11 protein-coding genes are annotated in these 17,203 nt (G+C 64.2%); 9 read left to right on the forward strand and 2 right to left on the reverse strand.

Going from position 1 to position 17,203, the window contains the following annotated elements:
* Positions 1-227 precede the first annotated feature (227 nt).
* Both thiI and typA read left to right on the forward strand, forming a co-directional pair.
* A complete protein-coding gene (gene thiI / locus ACK6AU_RS05645; protein WP_185697367.1) occupies positions 228-1,682 on the forward strand; it encodes a tRNA uracil 4-sulfurtransferase ThiI in 1,455 nt (484 codons plus the stop codon).
* Between the two features lie 139 nt (positions 1,683-1,821).
* Positions 1,822-3,645, forward strand: coding sequence for a translational GTPase TypA (gene typA, locus ACK6AU_RS05650; protein ID WP_185697368.1), 1,824 nt, complete (start codon positions 1,822-1,824; stop codon positions 3,643-3,645).
* A gap of 151 nt (positions 3,646-3,796) precedes the next feature.
* Here the strand turns inward: typA and ACK6AU_RS05655 are convergent, their stop codons facing one another.
* Positions 3,797-4,237, reverse strand: coding sequence for a YkgJ family cysteine cluster protein (locus ACK6AU_RS05655; RefSeq protein ID WP_185697369.1), 441 nt, complete (start codon positions 4,235-4,237; stop codon positions 3,797-3,799).
* Between the two features lie 267 nt (positions 4,238-4,504).
* Here ACK6AU_RS05655 and ACK6AU_RS05660 point away from each other — a divergent pair, with 267 nt between their 5' ends.
* The 5 genes from ACK6AU_RS05660 to ACK6AU_RS05680 all read left to right on the forward strand — a co-directional run bounded on the left by ACK6AU_RS05660 (position 4,505) and on the right by ACK6AU_RS05680 (position 13,984).
* Positions 4,505-6,955 (forward strand): glycogen/starch/alpha-glucan phosphorylase, encoded by a 2,451-nt coding sequence (locus ACK6AU_RS05660; protein WP_185697370.1) that lies wholly within the window; start codon positions 4,505-4,507, stop codon positions 6,953-6,955.
* A gap of 212 nt (positions 6,956-7,167) precedes the next feature.
* Positions 7,168-10,818, forward strand: a complete 3,651-nt coding sequence (locus ACK6AU_RS05665; RefSeq protein WP_409298186.1) for a DUF2339 domain-containing protein — start codon at positions 7,168-7,170, stop codon at positions 10,816-10,818.
* Positions 10,815-12,194 (forward strand): DUF3999 domain-containing protein, encoded by a 1,380-nt coding sequence (locus ACK6AU_RS05670; RefSeq protein WP_409298188.1) that lies wholly within the window; start codon positions 10,815-10,817, stop codon positions 12,192-12,194. Before ACK6AU_RS05665 ends, ACK6AU_RS05670 begins: the two co-directional genes overlap by 4 nt.
* A gap of 173 nt (positions 12,195-12,367) precedes the next feature.
* Complete coding sequence (locus ACK6AU_RS05675) at positions 12,368-13,378, forward strand: class 1 fructose-bisphosphatase (protein WP_022639522.1); 1,011 nt, start codon at positions 12,368-12,370, stop codon at positions 13,376-13,378.
* 3 nt (positions 13,379-13,381) lie between these two features.
* Positions 13,382-13,984, forward strand: coding sequence for a DUF924 family protein (locus ACK6AU_RS05680; RefSeq protein WP_409298190.1), 603 nt, complete (start codon positions 13,382-13,384; stop codon positions 13,982-13,984).
* A 101-nt stretch (positions 13,985-14,085) separates the two neighbouring features.
* Here the strand turns inward: ACK6AU_RS05680 and ACK6AU_RS05685 are convergent, their stop codons facing one another.
* Positions 14,086-15,978, reverse strand: a complete 1,893-nt coding sequence (locus tag ACK6AU_RS05685; RefSeq protein WP_221775106.1) for a methyl-accepting chemotaxis protein — start codon at positions 15,976-15,978, stop codon at positions 14,086-14,088.
* A 280-nt stretch (positions 15,979-16,258) separates the two neighbouring features.
* Here ACK6AU_RS05685 and bamE point away from each other — a divergent pair, with 280 nt between their 5' ends.
* Together bamE and ACK6AU_RS05695 are read left to right on the forward strand one after the other, a co-directional pair.
* Positions 16,259-16,513, forward strand: a complete 255-nt coding sequence (bamE, locus tag ACK6AU_RS05690; RefSeq protein WP_185697375.1) for an outer membrane protein assembly factor BamE — start codon at positions 16,259-16,261, stop codon at positions 16,511-16,513.
* Positions 16,514-16,546: 33 nt separating this feature from the next.
* Positions 16,547-17,116, forward strand: coding sequence for a lipocalin family protein (locus tag ACK6AU_RS05695; protein ID WP_185697376.1), 570 nt, complete (start codon positions 16,547-16,549; stop codon positions 17,114-17,116).
* Positions 17,117-17,203: the final 87 nt, after the last annotated feature.

Below are 17,203 nucleotides of genomic sequence, written 5' to 3' on the forward strand. Positions count from 1 at the left end.
ATTGCATGCCAGTGCCCTGGGATGGGTTTTGTGCTCCAAAACCACGCTTTGTGCGACCCATGGCAACGAACGCCGGCTTTTTGCGCACTGCAATGTAGCGCTTATTTGGATGAATGACCTGTTTTGGTGCATTGAAAACCTTCTGCACATTAACTGGTTAAACCTTGAGCAATTTCCGCTATAATCCGCGCCCCCCTTTTTCGGCTGGCCCAGCGCGCGCTGTTTTCATGAAACTAATCGTTAAAGTTTTCCCGGAAATCACCATCAAGAGCCGCCCGGTACGGACGCGTTTCATCCGTCAGCTGGCCAAGAACATCCGTGCCGTGCTCCGCGACCTGGACCCGGCCGTGGTGGTCAATGGTGTGTGGGACAACCTCGAGCTGGAAACCGCCGTCAGCGAGCCCAAGGCCCTCAAGGAGATGACCGAGCGCCTGCGTTGCATGCCCGGTATCGCGCATTTCCTGCAGGTCGATGAGTACCCCCTGGGGGATTTCGACGACATCGTCGCCAAGTGCAAGCAGCACTTCGGCCAGACCCTGGAAGGGAAGATCTTCGCCGTGCGCTGCAAGCGTGCCGGCAAGCATGAATTCAGCTCCATGGATGTGGAAAAGTACGTCGGCAGCCAGTTGCGCCGGCAGTGCGGTGCGGCGGGAATATCCCTGAAAGAGCCGCAAATCGAAGTGCGGATGGAAATTCGCGACCAACGGTTGTTCGTGATCCATAGCCAGCACAATGGCATCGGCGGCTACCCGCTGGGTGCCCTGGAACAGACCCTGGTGCTGATGTCCGGCGGTTTCGACTCCACCGTGGCGGCCTACCAGATCATGCGTCGCGGCCTGATGGGGCATTTCTGCTTCTTCAACCTGGGCGGTCGTGCCCACGAATTGGGCGTGATGGAAGTCGCGCACTATATTTGGAAGAAGTACGGCAGCTCCCAGCGCGTGCTGTTCGTCAGCGTGCCATTCGAGGAAGTGCTCGGCGAGATCCTTGGCAAGGTCGACGACAGTCATATGGGCGTCATCTTGAAGCGTATGATGTTGCGTGCCGCCTCCAGCATCGCCGAGCGCCTGCACATCGACGCACTGGTCACCGGCGAGGCGATCTCCCAGGTTTCCAGCCAGACCCTGCCGAACCTGTCGGTGATCGACTGCGTGACCGACAAGCTGGTGCTGCGACCGCTGATCGCCAGCCACAAGCAGGACATCATCGACCTGGCCAACCAGATCGGCACCGCCGATTTCGCCAGGCACATGCCGGAATACTGCGGGGTCATCTCGGTCAACCCCAAGACCAATGCCAAGCGCCACCGCGTCGAGCATGAAGAGAAAGAATTCGACATGGCCGTGCTCGAGCGGGCTATCGAGCGGGCCAAGCTGGTGCCGATCGATCGCGTGATCGACGAGCTGGGCCAGGACCTCAAGGTCGAGGAAGTCAACGAAGCCCTGGCCGGCCAGATCGTCATCGACATCCGTCATCCGGATGCCCAGGAAGACGATCCGCTGGAGCTGCCGGGGATCGAGGTGCAAGCGCTGCCGTTCTATGCGGTGAACGCTCGTTTCAAGGAACTGGACCCCAACCGCCAGTACCTGCTGTATTGCGACAAAGGCGTCATGAGTCGCCTGCATGCTCACCATCTGCTCAGCGAGGGACATGCCAATGTGCGCGTTTATAGACCGAGCTAAATGCCCGGGGCTGTTCGCCTGTGGCTTGCGTCATCGGCCCCCCGACGCCGCCGTCAAGCTGTAACGGCAAGGCCTGAATCTACTGTCCATCGCTGCCCGCATGGGTCAGCACACCGAATCCTCTGATCGAGATACACAAGTGATCGAAAATCTACGCAACATCGCCATCATCGCCCACGTTGACCATGGTAAGACCACCCTGGTAGACAAACTCCTGCGCCAGTCCGGCACCCTGGAGCGCAACGAGCTCAACGACGAGCGCGTGATGGACTCCAACGACCAGGAAAAAGAGCGCGGCATTACCATCCTGGCCAAAAACACCGCCATCAACTGGAACGGCTACCACATCAACATCGTGGACACCCCCGGCCACGCCGACTTCGGCGGCGAAGTTGAGCGCGTAATGTCCATGGTCGACTCCGTGCTGCTGCTGGTCGATGCCCAGGACGGCCCGATGCCACAAACCCGTTTCGTGACCAAGAAGGCTTTCGAAGCCGGCCTGCGTCCGATCGTGGTGATCAACAAGGTCGACCGTCCGGGCGCGCGTCCTGACTGGGTTCTGGACCAGATCTTCGACCTGTTCGACAACCTGGGCGCCACCGAAGAACAGCTGGACTTCAAAGTGGTCTACGCCTCGGCCCTGAACGGCATCGCCGGTCTGGACCACACCGATATGGCCGAGGACATGACCCCGCTGTACCAGTCGATCGTCGACAACGTACCTGCGCCAAGCGTCGACCGTGACGGTCCGTTCCAGATGCAGATCTCGGCCCTGGACTACAACAGCTTCCTGGGCGTGATCGGCGTTGGCCGAATCGCTCGTGGCCGCGTCAAGCCGAACACCCCGGTAGTGGCCATCGACACCGAAGGCAAGAAGCGCAACGGTCGTATCCTCAAGCTGATGGGCCACCACGGCCTGCACCGCGTGGACGTTGAAGAAGCCGCCGCCGGCGACATCGTCTGCATCAGCGGTTTCGACGAGCTGTTCATCTCCGACACCCTGTGCGACATGAACAACGTCGAGGCGATGAAGCCGTTGACCGTCGACGAGCCGACCGTTTCCATGACCTTCCAGGTAAACGATTCGCCGTTCTGCGGTAAAGAAGGCAAGTTCGTGACCTCCCGTAACATCAAGGAGCGTCTGGACAAGGAACTGCTGTACAACGTTGCCCTGCGCGTTGAAGAAGGCGACTCGGCCGACAAGTTCAAGGTCTCCGGCCGTGGTGAGCTGCACCTGTCGGTCTTGATCGAAACCATGCGTCGCGAAGGCTTCGAGATGGCTGTAGGCCGTCCGGAAGTGATCATTCGCGAAGTGAACGGCACCAAGCAGGAACCGTTCGAAAACGTCACCATCGACATCCCTGAAGAATCCCAGGGCAAAGTGATGGAAGAAATGGGCCTGCGTAAGGGCGACCTGACCAACATGGCGCCGGATGGCAAGGGCCGTGTACGCCTGGAATACAACATTCCGGCCCGTGGCCTGATCGGCTTCCGTAACCAGTTCCTGACCCTGACCAACGGTGCAGGCATCCTGACCTCGATCTTCGATCGCTACGACACCATGAAGTCCGGCCACATGTCCGGCCGCCTGAACGGTGTTCTGGTATCGGTTGAAACCGGCAAGGCCCTGACCTATTCCCTGGAAACCCTGCAAGCGCGCGGCAAGCTGTTCGTCGAGCACGGCCAGGAGATCTACAACGGTCAGATCATCGGCCTGAACAGCCGTGACAACGACCTGGGCGTGAACCCGACCAAAGGCAAGAAGCTCGACAACATGCGTGCTTCCGGCAAGGACGAGACCATCGCCCTGGTACCGCCAGTTCGCCACACCCTCGAACAGGCCCTGGAATTCATCCAGGACGACGAGCTGTGCGAAGTGACGCCCAAGTCGATCCGTCTGCGCAAGAAGATCCTCGACGAAGGCGAGCGTACCCGCGCTGCCAAGAAAGCCAAGGCCAACTAAGGCTGGCTGAATGAAAAACGCCCCCGGTCGCAAGGCCGGGGGCGTTTTTTTTCGCCTGCGAAAAAGCTGCTGCCTGATATGACCGCCTGTAGCCACAGCCTCGCCGGGGCCCGGCAGTGGCCAGGGGGCTACAGCGCTACGGGGGATGGGATCAGAAGCGTTCCAGGGTCCGGCTGCTGGTGTTGCTCGGGCGTTCCAGCGGCTTGGGCTTGTAGGCGCAATAGCCCGGGCGCGGGCCGACCCTCGGGTGATTGCGGCAGGTGTCGGGACGCTTGTCGTAGATGGTGCACAGGCGGCTCTTGCGATCCAGGTACAGGCAGTCGTCGTTGCTCATGCGCTGCAGGGTGAAGATTTCCGACTTCTGATTGTAGCGTTCGACGATGCCTTCCTTTTGCAGGCGCTTGGCGATGTTCTTCGCCGGTTCGCCCCGTTCGAACTCATCGACCACACCGATGCGGATCAGGTCCTTGAGTTTCACCTCCACCGGCAGGGTGCAGCAGCTGGACATGCAGGAGCCGCACATGGGCGCGGAGTACTTGGCCCAGGTATCGAGACGGTCGATTTCCGCGGCGGCGATCAGGTTGGACTTCATCGAGGGGGTTCCGGCATGTTTTCGGGGGCGCGCGATCATACCGGGACTGCTGGATTTTTGAACAACTTTGCGTCGGATTTTTCGCGCTGACGTGCCAGTAATTTCATGCTGGTACGACCTCTGCTTGTTTTTTCCCTGCTGGAGCGGGGACAGCGCCTTTTGCCCGGTCATTTGAATCAGGGCCGAACCAGAGCCTTTACCTCGTGTCAGACCGACTAGGCTCAGTCAATTCCATGCTCACTGTGTATCTCGTCAGAGGTCTTAACGATGACTCAGGAATCCCATGTTCGCGACACGGAGGTAGCGGCTTTTCGTGAAGCCGTCTTGACCAAACTCACCTACGCGGTCGGCAAGGACCCGGACCACGCCTTCGACCATGATTGGTTCGAAGCCATCGCCCTGGCGGCCCGGGACCGCATGGTCGATCACTGGATGGACCACACCCGGCAGATCTACCGCCGGGGCCAGAAGCGGGTGTACTACCTGTCCCTGGAGTTCCTGATCGGCCGTTTGCTGATCGACAGCCTGAGTAACCTCGGGCTGCTGGATGTGGCCCGCGAAGCCCTGTCGGACCTGGGCGTGGACCTGGAGCGCATTCGCCTGCTGGAGCCCGACGCGGCCTTGGGCAATGGTGGCCTCGGGCGCCTGGCGGCCTGTTTCATGGAGAGCATGTCGACCCTGGGGATTGCCGGCCATGGCTATGGCATCCGCTATGAACACGGGTTGTTCCGCCAGGCCATAGTCGACGGCTGGCAGCAGGAGCAGACCGAGCACTGGCTGGACTTCGGCAACCCCTGGGAGTTCGAGCGTCCCGAGGTGATCTACTCCATAGGTTTCGGCGGCGGTGTCGAGACCCTGGTCGACGAGAACGGCGCGACCCGCCAGGTCTGGTGGCCGGCGGAAACCGTGCGGGCGGTGGCCTATGACACCCCCGTGGTGGGTTGGCGCGGTGCCAGCGTCAACACCTTGCGCCTGTGGCGGGCGCGGGCCATGGAAGAGTTGCACCTGGAGCGCTTCAACGCCGGCGACCACCTGGGAGCCGTCGCCGAAGTGGCGCGGGCCGAGAGTATCTCGCGGGTGCTGTACCCGGCCGACAGCACCGAGGCCGGCCAGGAGCTGCGCCTGCGCCAGGAATACTTCTTCGTCTCGGCGTCCCTGCAGGATCTGCTGCGCCGGCACAAGAACATGCACGACTCGGTGCTCAGCCTCGGCGAGCATGCGGCCATCCAGCTCAACGACACCCACCCGTCGATCGCGGTGGCCGAGCTGATGCGCCAATTGGTGGACCTGCACGGCATCGCCTGGGATGCGGCCTGGCAGGTCACCGTGGAAACCCTGGCCTACACCAACCACACCCTGCTGCCCGAGGCCCTGGAGACCTGGCCGGTGGGCCTGATGGAGCGCCTGCTGCCACGGCACATGCAGATCATCTACCTGATCAACGCCCAGCACATCGATTCGCTCAGGGCCAAGGGCCTGCATGATTTCGACGTGCTGCGGGCGGTATCGCTGATCGAAGAGGACAACGGCCGCCGGGTGCGCATGGGCAACCTGGCATTCCTCGGCTCCCACAGCGTCAATGGCGTTTCCGGCCTGCATACCCAGCTGATGCGCAGCACGGTGTTCTCCGAACTGCACAAGCTGTATCCCGAAAGGATCAACAACAAGACCAACGGCATCACCTTCCGCCGCTGGCTGTACCAGGCCAACCCGCAACTGACCCAGATGCTGGTGGACGCCCTGGGCCCCGAGTTGCTCGACAGCCCCGAGGACCGGCTGCTGGCGCTCGAGCCCCTGGCCGACAAGCCGGCGTTTCGCAAGCAGTTCGCCGAGCAGCGCCTGCACAGCAAGCGGGCCCTGGCGGCGATCATCCATGAGCGCCTGGGGATCGCGGTCAACCCGGCGGCGATGTTCGATGTGCAGGTCAAGCGTATCCACGAGTACAAGCGCCAGTTGCTCAACTTGCTGCATACCGTGGCGCTCTACCAGGCGATCCGCGCCGAGCCGGAAACCGACTGGGTGCCGCGGGTGAAGATCTTCGCCGGCAAGGCCGCCGCCAGCTATCACCAGGCCAAGCTGATCATCAAGCTGGCCAACGATATCGCCCGCACGGTGAACAACGACCCTACGGTGCGTGGTTTGCTCAAGGTGGTGTTCCTGCCCAACTACAACGTCAGCCTGGCGGAAAGCATCATTCCCGCGGCGGACCTGTCGGAGCAGATTTCCACTGCCGGTTTCGAGGCCTCGGGTACCAGCAACATGAAGTTCGGCCTCAATGGCGCCTTGACCATCGGCACCCTGGATGGCGCCAACGTCGAGATGTGCGAGCGGGTCGGTGCCGAGCACATGTTCATCTTCGGCCTCACCGCCCAGCAGGTGGAGGCACGCAAGCGCAACGGCGAGTTCAGCGCGGCGCCGGATATCGCCGCCTCCCACCGGCTCAACGATGTCCTGCAGGCGATCCGTGGCGGGGTGTTCTCCCCGGACGATCCGTCGCGCTACACCGGCCTGGTGGATTCGCTGGTGGACCATGACCGGTTCCTGGTCTGCGCCGACTTCGATGCCTACTGGAACGCCCAGGCGCGGGTCGAGGAGCACTGGCACGATTCCAAGGAATGGTGGCGCTCGGCGGTGCTCAACAGTGCGCGGATGGGCTGGTTCTCCTCGGACCGGACCATTCGCGAGTACGCCACGGACATTTGGAAGGCCCTGGAGTAAGCCCGCCGGCCAAGCGCTGGAACTGTGAGCAAGGCCCGGCGTTCGCCGGGCCTTGTCGATATACTGGGCGGCGTTTTTGTCCCGGCCCGTGCCTCGTCGCTCGTGCCCGGCTTCCAATGGCAATGACGGCCCCGCACAGGCAGGGCCGCAGCCGAAACGGTAAAACAACAGCTGGACCTGTCCGTTACCGGACTGTTTAGGGATGTCGACACATGCAATGGATGTTCATGCTGCTGGGCGCGGTGCTGGGGTGGATTGTCGATGAGTCTTTCAGCGATGCGCTGATTGGCGCTTTCCTCGGCCTGGCGGTTGGCCTGGCTGTTCGTCTCGGCCTGCTGCACAAGCAGGTGGCTGGCCAGCAGCTTGAGCTGCAGCAAGCCAGGCAGGACTTGTCCCGGCTGGGCCAGCGCCTGGAACTGCTGGAAGCCGGCAGCGGCCCGCTGGCCGAACCTGTGGCCCAGCCCCAGGCCGGCAGCGCCCCGGTTTCCGAGGTCCAGGTCGCCAGTGCTCCGGTTCCCGAGCCGGTCGCGCCGCCGCGGTTCGTCCTCGACGAGATCCTCCCCGTGCAGCCGGCGCCCGCCGCTACGGACCTGGTCTGGGAACTGCCTCCCGCCGCCACCCCGGCTGCCGTCAGCGAGCCGCTGCCGGACTCGGCCTGGCGTTCGCAGCCGCAGCGGCAAGCCGAACCGCAGCCGGCACCTTCGCCGGCAGCACCCGTGGAGTACGAGCCGAGCCTGATCGAGCGCGCTATCAGCGGTGCGCGCAATTGGCTGTTCGGGGGCAACACTGTGCTGCGGGTCGGGGTGGTGCTGTTGTTCCTCGGCCTGGCATTCCTCCTGCGCTACGCCACCGAAGGCGTGGTGGTGCCCATCGAGTTGCGCTATGCCGGGGTCGCGGCCTGTTCCCTGGGCTTGCTGGGCCTGGGCTGGTGGCTGCGCCGACGTAACGGTGCCTATGCGCTGATGCTCCAGGGCACGGGGATCGCGGTGCTGTACCTGACCGTGTTCGCGGCCATGCGCCTGCACCCGCTGCTCGATCCTTCCGCGGCCCTGGGCCTGCTGGTGGCGGTGACGCTGTTCTCGGCGATCCTGGCCATCACCCAGGATGCCCTGGGCCTGGCCGCCGCGGCGGCGCTAGGCGGGTTCGCGGCGCCGATCCTCACCTCCACCGGCGCAGGCAGTCACGTGGCGTTGTTCAGTTACTTCGCCCTGCTCAACGCCGGCATCCTCGCCATCGCCTGGTTCAAGGCCTGGCGCCTGCTCAACCTGATCGGTTTCGTCGGTACCTTCGGCATCGGTTTCGCCTGGGGCATGCGTTCCTACACCCCGGAACTGTTGTGGAGCACCGAGCCGTTCCTGGTCCTGTTCTTCCTCATGTACCTGGCCATCGGCCTGCTGTTCACCCGGCGCAAGCTGCTGGACATGACCGATGCACCGGCCGACGGCGATCGCCAGGCGCTGCTGCAATGGTCGGCGCGCAAGGGCGACTACGTCGACGGCAGCATGCTCTTCGGCCCGCCACTGGTGGGTTTCGGCCTGCAACTGGCGTTGGTCCAGCACCTGGAGCTGGCCGCGTCCTTCAGCGCCCTGGCCCTGGGCCTGGTGTACATGCTGCTGGCCCGCTTGCTGATGGGCGGCCGGGCCCTGCTGCTGGGCGAGACCTGCCTGGCCCTGGGCGTGATCTTCGCCAGCCTGGCCATTCCCCTGGGCCTGGATGCGCGCTGGACCACCGCCGCCTGGGCGGTGGAGGGCGCCGGGATCTTCTGGCTCGGCATGCGCCAGCGGCGCTCGCTGGCCCAGGCCTTCGCCCTGCTGCTGCAAGCAGGTTCTGCCGCGGCTTTCCTCAATGAACTGCGCTTTGCCAGTACCAGCCTGCTGTCCGGTGCGCCCCTGGGGGCGTTGCTGCTCGGTGGGGCCCTGCTGTTCAGCTTCGACCAGTTGCGGCGCACGCCGCAGGAGCAACTGCCGAACTGGCTGAAGGAAGGCATCCGCCCGCTGTTGGCGGTGGCAGGCCTGGGCTTCCTGTATCTGCTGGCGCCGCTGTTCTTCGCCGTCCAGGGCACGGCCATCGCCTGGGCCCTGGCAGGGCTGGCGACGCTGTTCGTCGGCCTGCGCCTGCAATCGCGGACGTTCCTGTTCAGCGCATTCGCCATCCAGTTGCTCGGTGGGGCATTGTTCCTGACGGGCCTCAAAGGTGCGGATGCCGGGGCTGATGGGGTGTTCGGTAGTGGCTGGAGCGGATTGATGAGCGCTTCGCTGATCGGCCTGGCGCTGATCGGCGGCATGCTGGTGGCCTCGCGCGAGGCCATGGGTCGCGACGAGCCGCGACTTTGGCGTGGCCCGTCGCTGGTGATGCTTGCGGGGTTGGTGCTGATCAACCTGGCGGTGTTGTTCGTCCTGCCGTGGCGCACCGCCAGCGGCGTCTGGGCCGCCAGTGGCTTGTTGATCATCTGGTTGAGCCTGTACCTGCAGCAGCGGGTGAGTTTCTTCTTCGGCCTGGCGTTGCAGGTGATCGGCGGCAGCGCCTTCCTGCTGGTCGGTTCGGACTGGTTCCATGGCGCAGTGGCCGAAGGCGTGCGGCCCCTGGCCAATGGCAACTTCTGGACGCCGATGGTGCTGGCCCTGGCGGCGCTGGTGGGGGCCTGGCGCCTGCAGCGGGGCAACCATGGCTCGGCGTTCGACGCCCTGGCCCTGGGCCACCTGGCCGATTTGCTGCTGGCCTGGGGCGCCTGCTGGTGGGCGTTCACCTGGATCAAGGAAGTACTGCGTTTCGCTCCCGTGCATTGGCAGCCGGCGTTGCTGTTGGCGCTGGCCACGGCCAGCGTGTTGCTCGCCACGCTGCTGGCGGTACGTTTGCAATGGAAGTCCCTGGGCTTGCTGGGGAGCCTGCTGATCCCGGCTGGCGGGCTGGTGCTGGTGGCTTGCTGGACCAGCCGCTATAACCCGGCGGCAGATTTCGGCTGGCTGGCCTGGACGGCGCTGTTCGCCGTGCATTTCTTCAGCCTGCGGCGCCTGGCTGCGCTGCTGCCGGCGCGGGTGGCAAGCGTCGCCCATGTGCTGGGTTGCTGGTTGTTGATTGGCGTGTTGGCGCTGCAGTTGCGTTATGGCCTGCTGCTGTTGTCCGAGCAGTACAACGCCTGGCGCTGGCTGGGTTGGGCGATCCTGCCGAGCCTGTACCTGGTGGCGATGGCCGCGCCGCGCAACTGGCCGTGGCCGGTGGCCGGCCACTCCCGGGAGTATCGCCTGTCTGCCGCGCTGCCCCTGGCGGCGCTGATGCTTGGCTGGTTTTGGCTGGCCAACCTGTTCAGCGACGGACGCGCCGATCCGCTGCCCTACCTGCCGTTGCTCAACCCGCTGGAGCTGGGGCTGCTGTTCGCCCTGTTCGGGGTCTACGTCTGGTCCCGTAGCGCGGCACTGGAGTTGGCGATTCGCAGTGACTACGCCGAGCGTGGCACGCAGTGGGTGGCCGGGGCCTCGCTGTTCGCCTTCTTCACCGTCATGGTGATGCGCGCTGCCCATCACTGGAGCGGGGTGCCGTTCCATCCCGATGCCCTGCTGGCCTCGATGATGGTCCAGGCCGGGCTGTCCATCGTCTGGACCTTGATCGCCCTGGGCCTGATGATCGGCGGGCACCTGCGTCATCGCCGCGAGATCTGGCTGATCGGCGCGGCGTTGATCGCGGTGGTGGTGGCCAAGCTGTTCCTGGTGGAACTGAGCAACCGTGGCGGCCTGGCGCGGATCGTCTCGTTCATCGGGGTCGGGGCGTTGCTGCTGGTGGTGGGTTATTTCGCCCCATTGCCGCCCAAGCGGGCGGAGGCCGAGCCTGAGGCCGGCAAGTCGTTGAATGAAGGAGTGTCGCCTTGAGTCATAAGCTGAACCTGCGCTGGTGGGGGGCCATGGGCCTGTGTGTGGCGCTGTCCGCCGTGGCCCAGGAACAACCGGGGGACTTCAAGTCCCGGGTGCCGTTGAGCCTGAGCGGCGAGGGCCCCTGGTACCGCCTGGAGTTGCCCCTGGCGGTGCAGATGCGCGCCAGCCAGACCGATCTGCGGGACATCCGGGTCTTCAATGCCGCTGGCGAGCCCCAGGCTTATGCCCTGGCCCGCCAACAGGCCCAGGTCAGCGAGCAGCGCAGCCTCAGCGCGGTGAAGTGGTTCCCGCTGTACAGCTCCACCCAGGCCGGCGACAGCCCGACCAGCGTGCGGGTGCAGTCGGGCACCAACGGCACCCTGGTGGAGGTGCAACCCGATGCGCGGGCGCAAGCGGAGCAGCAGGTGCTGCGCGGCTGGTTGCTCGATGCCAGCGCGATCAAGGCACCGCTTCAGCAGCTGGTCCTGGATTGGCGCAGCGAGCAGGACGGTTTCCAGCGTTTCAGCATCGAGGCCAGCGACGACCTGCGGCACTGGCAGGCCTGGGGCGAAGGGCAGGTGGCGCGTTTGTCGTTCGCCGACGAGCGGGTCGAGCAGCATGAGGTGGTGTTGCCCGGGCAGTCGGCGCGTTACCTGCGTTTGTTGTGGACGTCTGCGCAGGTGGCGCCGACGCTGACTTCCGCGCAGTTGCAGAGCAGCACCACCAGCAACCAGCCATCGCCATTGGTCTGGTCGCAGCCGCTGGCCGGCACTGCGGCCAAGGCGGGCGAGTACAGCTGGCAATTGCCCATGGGCCTGAACGTCGAGCGGGTACGGGTCGAACTCAAGCAGGCCAACAGCTTGGCTCCGGCCCGACTCTACGGGCGCGGCGACAGCAGCCTGCCTTGGCAGCCGCTGGGCAACGGCCTGTTGTATCGCCTGACCCAGAACGGCCAGGACGTGCAGCAGAACGAACTGCAATTACCCGGGCAGACCGTACAGCAACTCAAGCTGGTGGTGGATGAGCGTGGTGGTGGCCTGGGAGCGGCGGCGCCGGCCCTGGAGTTCGCCGTGCGTGGCGCGCAGCTGGTGTTCCTGGCGCGTGGGGACGGTCCTTACACCCTGGCGCTGGGCAACCCCGGGGTGAGCGCGGCCAACCTGCCGTTGTCCACCCTGATTCCCGACTACAGCCCACAGCGCCTCAAGCAGTTGGGCCAGGCCCGGATCGAGGGTGATGTGCAACCGAGCGCATCCGCTCCTGGCGATGCCGCGGCGCCCGCAGCCCCCGGGCCGGACTGGAAGAAGATCGGCCTGTGGGCGGTACTGCTGCTGGGCGTGCTGGCCCTGGGCGGGATGGCCTTCAGTCTCCTGCGCAAGCCTCAAGCCAAGGCTTGAACCCGGCGCGAGGGGGTTCGCTCCCTCGCCACCCGTGCCCGTGGTTTTGCGACTACGCTGAACCCGGCGCCTGAACTCTATCTGCCCGTTCCCTGTCTCAGAGGAGGAAATGCGCCTCGACTCGCGTTAAACTGCGCGGGTTTTTCAAGCCCCCCATCCTTCCGGAGCCTTCCATGTCCCGCGTTACCCTGAGTCGCTATTTGATTGAGCAGACCCGCAGCAACAACACTCCTGCCGATCTGCGCTTCCTGATCGAAGTGGTGGCGCGTGCTTGCAAGGAAATCAGCCATGCCGTTTCCAAGGGCGCCCTGGGCGGCGTGCTGGGCAGCATGGGCACGGAAAACGTGCAGGGCGAAGTGCAGAAGAAACTCGACGTGATCTCCAACGAGATCCTGCTCGAGGCCAACGAATGGGGCGGCCACCTGGCCGGCATGGCGTCCGAAGAAATGGACAACGCCTACCAGATCCCCGGCAAGTACCCCAAGGGTGCCTACCTGCTGGTATTCGACCCACTGGATGGCTCGTCGAACATCGACATCAACGCCCCGGTCGGCACCATCTTCTCGGTACAGCGTTGCCCCAACGAATACCTGAGCCAGAACGAAGCGCTGAATGAAAAGGCCTTCCTGCAGCCTGGTTCCAAGCAAGTGGCCGCCGGCTATGCGATCTACGGCCCGCAGACCATGCTGGTGCTGACCCTGGGCGACGGCGTCAAGGGTTTCACCCTGGACCGCGAGATGGGCAGCTTCGTCCTGACCCACGAGAACATCACCATTCCTGAAAGCACCCAGGAATTCGCCATCAACATGTCCAACGAGCGTCACTGGGAAGCACCGGTCAAGCGCTACGTGGACGAGCTGCTGGCCGGCGATACCGGTCCGCTGCAGAAGAACTACAACATGCGCTGGGTCGCCGCGATGGTGGCCGACGTGCACCGCATCCTGACCCGTGGCGGCCTGTTCATGTACCCACGCGACAGCCGCGAGCCGGAAAAACCCGGCAAGCTGCGCCTGATGTACGAAGCCAACCCGATGTCGTTCCTGGTGGAGCAGGCGGGCGGCGCGTCCACCAACGGCCACCAGCGCATCCTCGATATCCAGCCTGAAGGCCTGCACCAGCGCGTAGCGGTGTTCCTCGGCTCCAAGGAAGAAGTGGCTCGGGTCACCGCCTACCACCAGGAGTAAATCATGAGTGCACCCTGGCAGCCCCTGCTCGACTGGTGGTTCGGCGACGCCGAGACGCCGGCACAGATCGTCGCTGCCAAGGGTGGCTTATGGTTCGGCAAGCGCGACAGCCAGGATCGTGAAGCGCAGGAGCGTTTTGGCGACCTGGTGGAGCAGGCCCTGGCTGGTGGTTTGACCGAGTGGGCGCAAAGCCCCCAAGGCTGGCTGGCCCTGGTGCTGTTGCTGGACCAGCTGCCGCGCATGATCCACCGCGACACCCCCAGGGCATTCTCCGGCGATGCCCGGGCCCAGGCCCTGGTGGCCCAAGGCATCGCGGCGGATCTCGACCGGCGCCTGCCCCCCATGCAACGTAGCTTCATCTACCTGGTGTTCGAGCATTGCGAGCACCTGGCGGTGCAGAACGAAGCCGTTTCACGTTTCGTGGCCCTGCATGACGAACAGCCGGAGCAGGACCGTCCGGTCTTCGCCAGCCAATTGGACTATGCCGAGCGGCACCAGAAGATCATCGCTCGTTTCGGGCGCTTTCCCCATCGCAACCGGATCCTCGGGCGCGAATCGACGCCGGAAGAACTGGCGTTCCTGCGTGAGCCGGGTTCCAGCTTTTAATCCTTCTATATCCTGCAGATCGCTATCGCGGGCAAGCCTCGCTCCTACAAAGGTATGCGCGCATCTGCATCTGTAGGAGCGAGGCTTGCCCGCGATGCTTTTTAGATCCGGAAGCTGCCCACCAGATGCTGCAGGCGCTGGGCCTGCTGTTCCAGGTCGGCGCAGGCGCGCAGGGTGGCTTGCAGGTTTTCCACGCCTTCCTGGTTCAGGGTGTTGATCTCGTTGATGTCGACATTGATCGACTCCACCACGGCGGTCTGTTCTTCCGTCGCGGTCGCCACCGACTGGTTCATGCCATCGATCTCGCCGATACGCTGGGTCACGCTGCCCAGGCGCTCGCCGGCCTGGTTGGCGATGCCGACGCTGCTTTCGCTCTCGCGCTGGCTTTCGGTCATGGTGCCGACTGCCTGGCGGGCGCCTACTTGCAGCTCCTCGATCATCTTCTGCACCTGCTGCGCCGAGTCCTGGGTGCGGTGGGCGAGGTTGCGCACCTCGTCGGCGACCACGGCGAAGCCACGTCCGGCCTCGCCGGCGCGGGCGGCCTCGATGGCGGCGTTGAGCGCCAGCAGGTTGGTCTGCTGGGAGATACCGGTGATCACTTCGAGGATCTGACCGATGTTCACCGTGTTGCTGTTGAGGGTCTCGATGTGCTCGCAGGAGTTGCTGATCTTGGCCGACAGCTGGTGCATGGCGTCGATGGTCCGGTCCACCACTTGCTGTCCATCTTGTGCCAGGTTGCGCGCCTCGCTGGAATGCTGCGACGCCAGGGCGGCGTTCTGGGCGATTTCCTGGGCGGCCGCGCCCAGCTGGTTGATGGCCGCGGCCACGCTGTTGGTGCGCGAGGCTTGCTGGTCGGAGTTGAGCATCGACGAGTTGGAGGCGGCGACCACGCGCAGGGCCACTTCGTTGACCTGGCCGGTGGCCGAGGAAACTTCGCGGATGGAGCTGTGGATGCGTTCGACGAAGCGGTTGAAGGCCACGCCCAGGGTGCCGAATTCGTCGTGGTTGTGGATCGCCAGGCGCCGTGTCAGGTCGCCTTCGCCTTCGGCGATATCGTGCAGGGCCCGGCCCATCAGGTGCAGGGGTTGCAGCAGCAAGCGGATCAGCATGCCCAGCAGGCCGATGATGCTCACCACGGCGATCGCCATGGCGATCAGCGCCGAGGTCCGGAACTCGCCGAGGATGGCGAAGGCCGCGTCCTGGTCCAGGACCAGGGCCACGTACCAGTTGGCCGAGTTCACGCCGTTGACGCGAGTGAAGGAGATGAACTGGGTCTTGCCGTTCAGCTGTACTTCCTGCAACCCGGGGCTCACCCGCGGTGCGCCGTCCGGGTAGGCTTCTGCCAGGCTCTTGAGCACCAGCTTGTTGTCGGGGTGGATCAGGATCTTGCCATCGGCGCCGACGATGAAGGCGTGGCCATGGCCGCCGAAGTTCAGCGAGTTGATGATGGCGCTGATGCTCGACAGGTCGATGTCGGCACCGGCGACGCCGATCATCCGGCCCTGGTGCTGCACGGGAGTGGCGACGGTGATCACCAGCTTGCCCGACGAGGCCGCGACGTAGGGCTCGGTGACGATGGTCTGCTGCGCCGCGTTGGCCGCCTTGTACCAGCCACGGCTGCGGGGGTCGTAGTCGGCCGCGCGGTTACCGGCCGGGACCGAGAACATCATGCCGTCCTGGCCGCCGAAGTAGGTGAGCTGGAAATTGCCGGTGTAGGCGGGCAGGCCGACGCTGCGCTTGAGGCTGTCGGCGCCGCTGCCGTCCACGGTGATCTGCTGGGCCAGGGATTGCAGGAGCTGGATGCGGCCTTCCAGCCAGGTCTGGATGTTGCTGGCGCTCAGGCCGCCCAGTTCCTGCATCGAGGATTCGGTACTGCCGCGCAAGGCTTCGCGCTGGCGGTAGTCGTTGAACAGAATGAAACAGGCGAACGCGGCGGCGACCACAAGGGCGGCAGCAAGCAGGATCTTGTGGCTGAACTTCATATGACTGGTCATTAAGTGAACTACCGCGAGGGGGTGGTCAACGAGGGGCGTCAATTTGCCACAGTGGTGGTCTTTGCGCTGCAGTTATGTCGACTGGCCATCAGTGAAAATGAGCCCCACCGGCACAAAACCGACGAATAACCGGGTGCCGTGCGAAGGTGATTGATTTGCGAGGGAAATGCCTCGTGGATCGGCAAGAAATACCCAGCCTGGCGGGGAACCAGAAGGGGCTTTTCTCTTCTAAGCTTCTGGTTGGCTGACAGGCCTTCCCCCTTTCGTTCAGGAGTTCACCATGTCCCTGCGTTCCATCGCTCTGTTGTCGTTCTGCGTGCTGCTGGCCGCATGCAGCAAGGTCAATCAGGAAAACTATTCCAAGCTCTCGACGGGCATGCCCAAGGCCGATGTCGAAAAACTCCTGGGCACGCCGACCGACTGTTCGGGCGCATTGGGTATGTCCAGTTGCACCTGGGGCGACAAGAACAGCTTTATCAGCGTGCAGTATGCCGGTGACAAGGTCCTGATGTTTTCCGGGCAAGGCCTGAAGTAAAGACCGGGGCCTGGGGCCCACGGGAGAAAAATAATGATGCGTTTCGTTGTCACTCTTCTGGCCGGCCTGCTCTTGGTCGGCTGCGCCACGTCCCGGGACGATTCGCTGGCGCCCAAGACCGCTAGCCATGTCGAACTCAAGCGCTACCAGGGGACCTGGTACGAGTTGGCGCGCCTGCCGATGTACTTCCAGCGCAATTGTGCGCAATCCGAAGCCCGCTACACCTTGTTGCCGGATGCGACGATGGCGGTGCTCAACCGCTGCCTGACTCCGCAATGGACGTGGGAAGAAGCCCGAGGCACCGCCACGCCCCAGGTGCCGGGCCAGACCGACAAGCTCTGGGTGCGCTTCGACAACTGGTTCACGCGTTTGCTGCCGGGAGTGGCCAAGGGGGAGTACTGGGTGCTGTATGTCAGCGATGACTACAAGACGGCGATCGTCGGCAACCCGAACCGGCGCTATCTGTGGCTGCTGTCGCGGACCAAGGAAGTCAACGAGACGGTACGCGAGGAGTTGCTGAGCAAGGCCCGCCAGCAGGGCTACGACACCACGCGGTTGATCTGGCGGGTCTCGGACTCGGCCATGGCCAAGACCTCCAGGTAGTCCGGTTTCATCGAGGCGGGGCTCGCTGTGACAAGATCCCCGTTGGCAAGGTGCCGTGGTGAGCAGGCGCCTCGCTCATTGGCCCGC

Origin of the sequence: Pseudomonas sp. KCJK8993, assembly GCF_046230915.1 — a bacterium.
In the GTDB taxonomy this organism is placed as follows: Bacteria; Pseudomonadota; Gammaproteobacteria; order Pseudomonadales; family Pseudomonadaceae; genus Aquipseudomonas; species Aquipseudomonas piscis.

Excerpts from the sequence above, each read along its gene's own strand:
- thiI (WP_185697367.1), top strand. The coding sequence starts at position 228 with ATGAAACTAATCGTTAAAGTTTTCCCGGAAATCACCATCAAGAGCCGC.
- ACK6AU_RS05655 (WP_185697369.1), bottom strand. The coding sequence starts at position 4,237 with ATGAAGTCCAACCTGATCGCCGCCGCGGAAATCGACCGTCTCGATACC.
- ACK6AU_RS05660 (WP_185697370.1), top strand. The coding sequence starts at position 4,505 with ATGACTCAGGAATCCCATGTTCGCGACACGGAGGTAGCGGCTTTTCGT.
- ACK6AU_RS05665 (WP_409298186.1), top strand. The coding sequence starts at position 7,168 with ATGCAATGGATGTTCATGCTGCTGGGCGCGGTGCTGGGGTGGATTGTC.
- ACK6AU_RS05675 (WP_022639522.1), top strand. The coding sequence starts at position 12,368 with ATGTCCCGCGTTACCCTGAGTCGCTATTTGATTGAGCAGACCCGCAGC.
- ACK6AU_RS05680 (WP_409298190.1), top strand. The coding sequence starts at position 13,382 with ATGAGTGCACCCTGGCAGCCCCTGCTCGACTGGTGGTTCGGCGACGCC.
- ACK6AU_RS05685 (WP_221775106.1), bottom strand. The coding sequence starts at position 15,978 with ATGACCAGTCATATGAAGTTCAGCCACAAGATCCTGCTTGCTGCCGCC.
- bamE (WP_185697375.1), top strand. The coding sequence starts at position 16,259 with ATGTCCCTGCGTTCCATCGCTCTGTTGTCGTTCTGCGTGCTGCTGGCC.
- ACK6AU_RS05695 (WP_185697376.1), top strand. The coding sequence starts at position 16,547 with ATGATGCGTTTCGTTGTCACTCTTCTGGCCGGCCTGCTCTTGGTCGGC.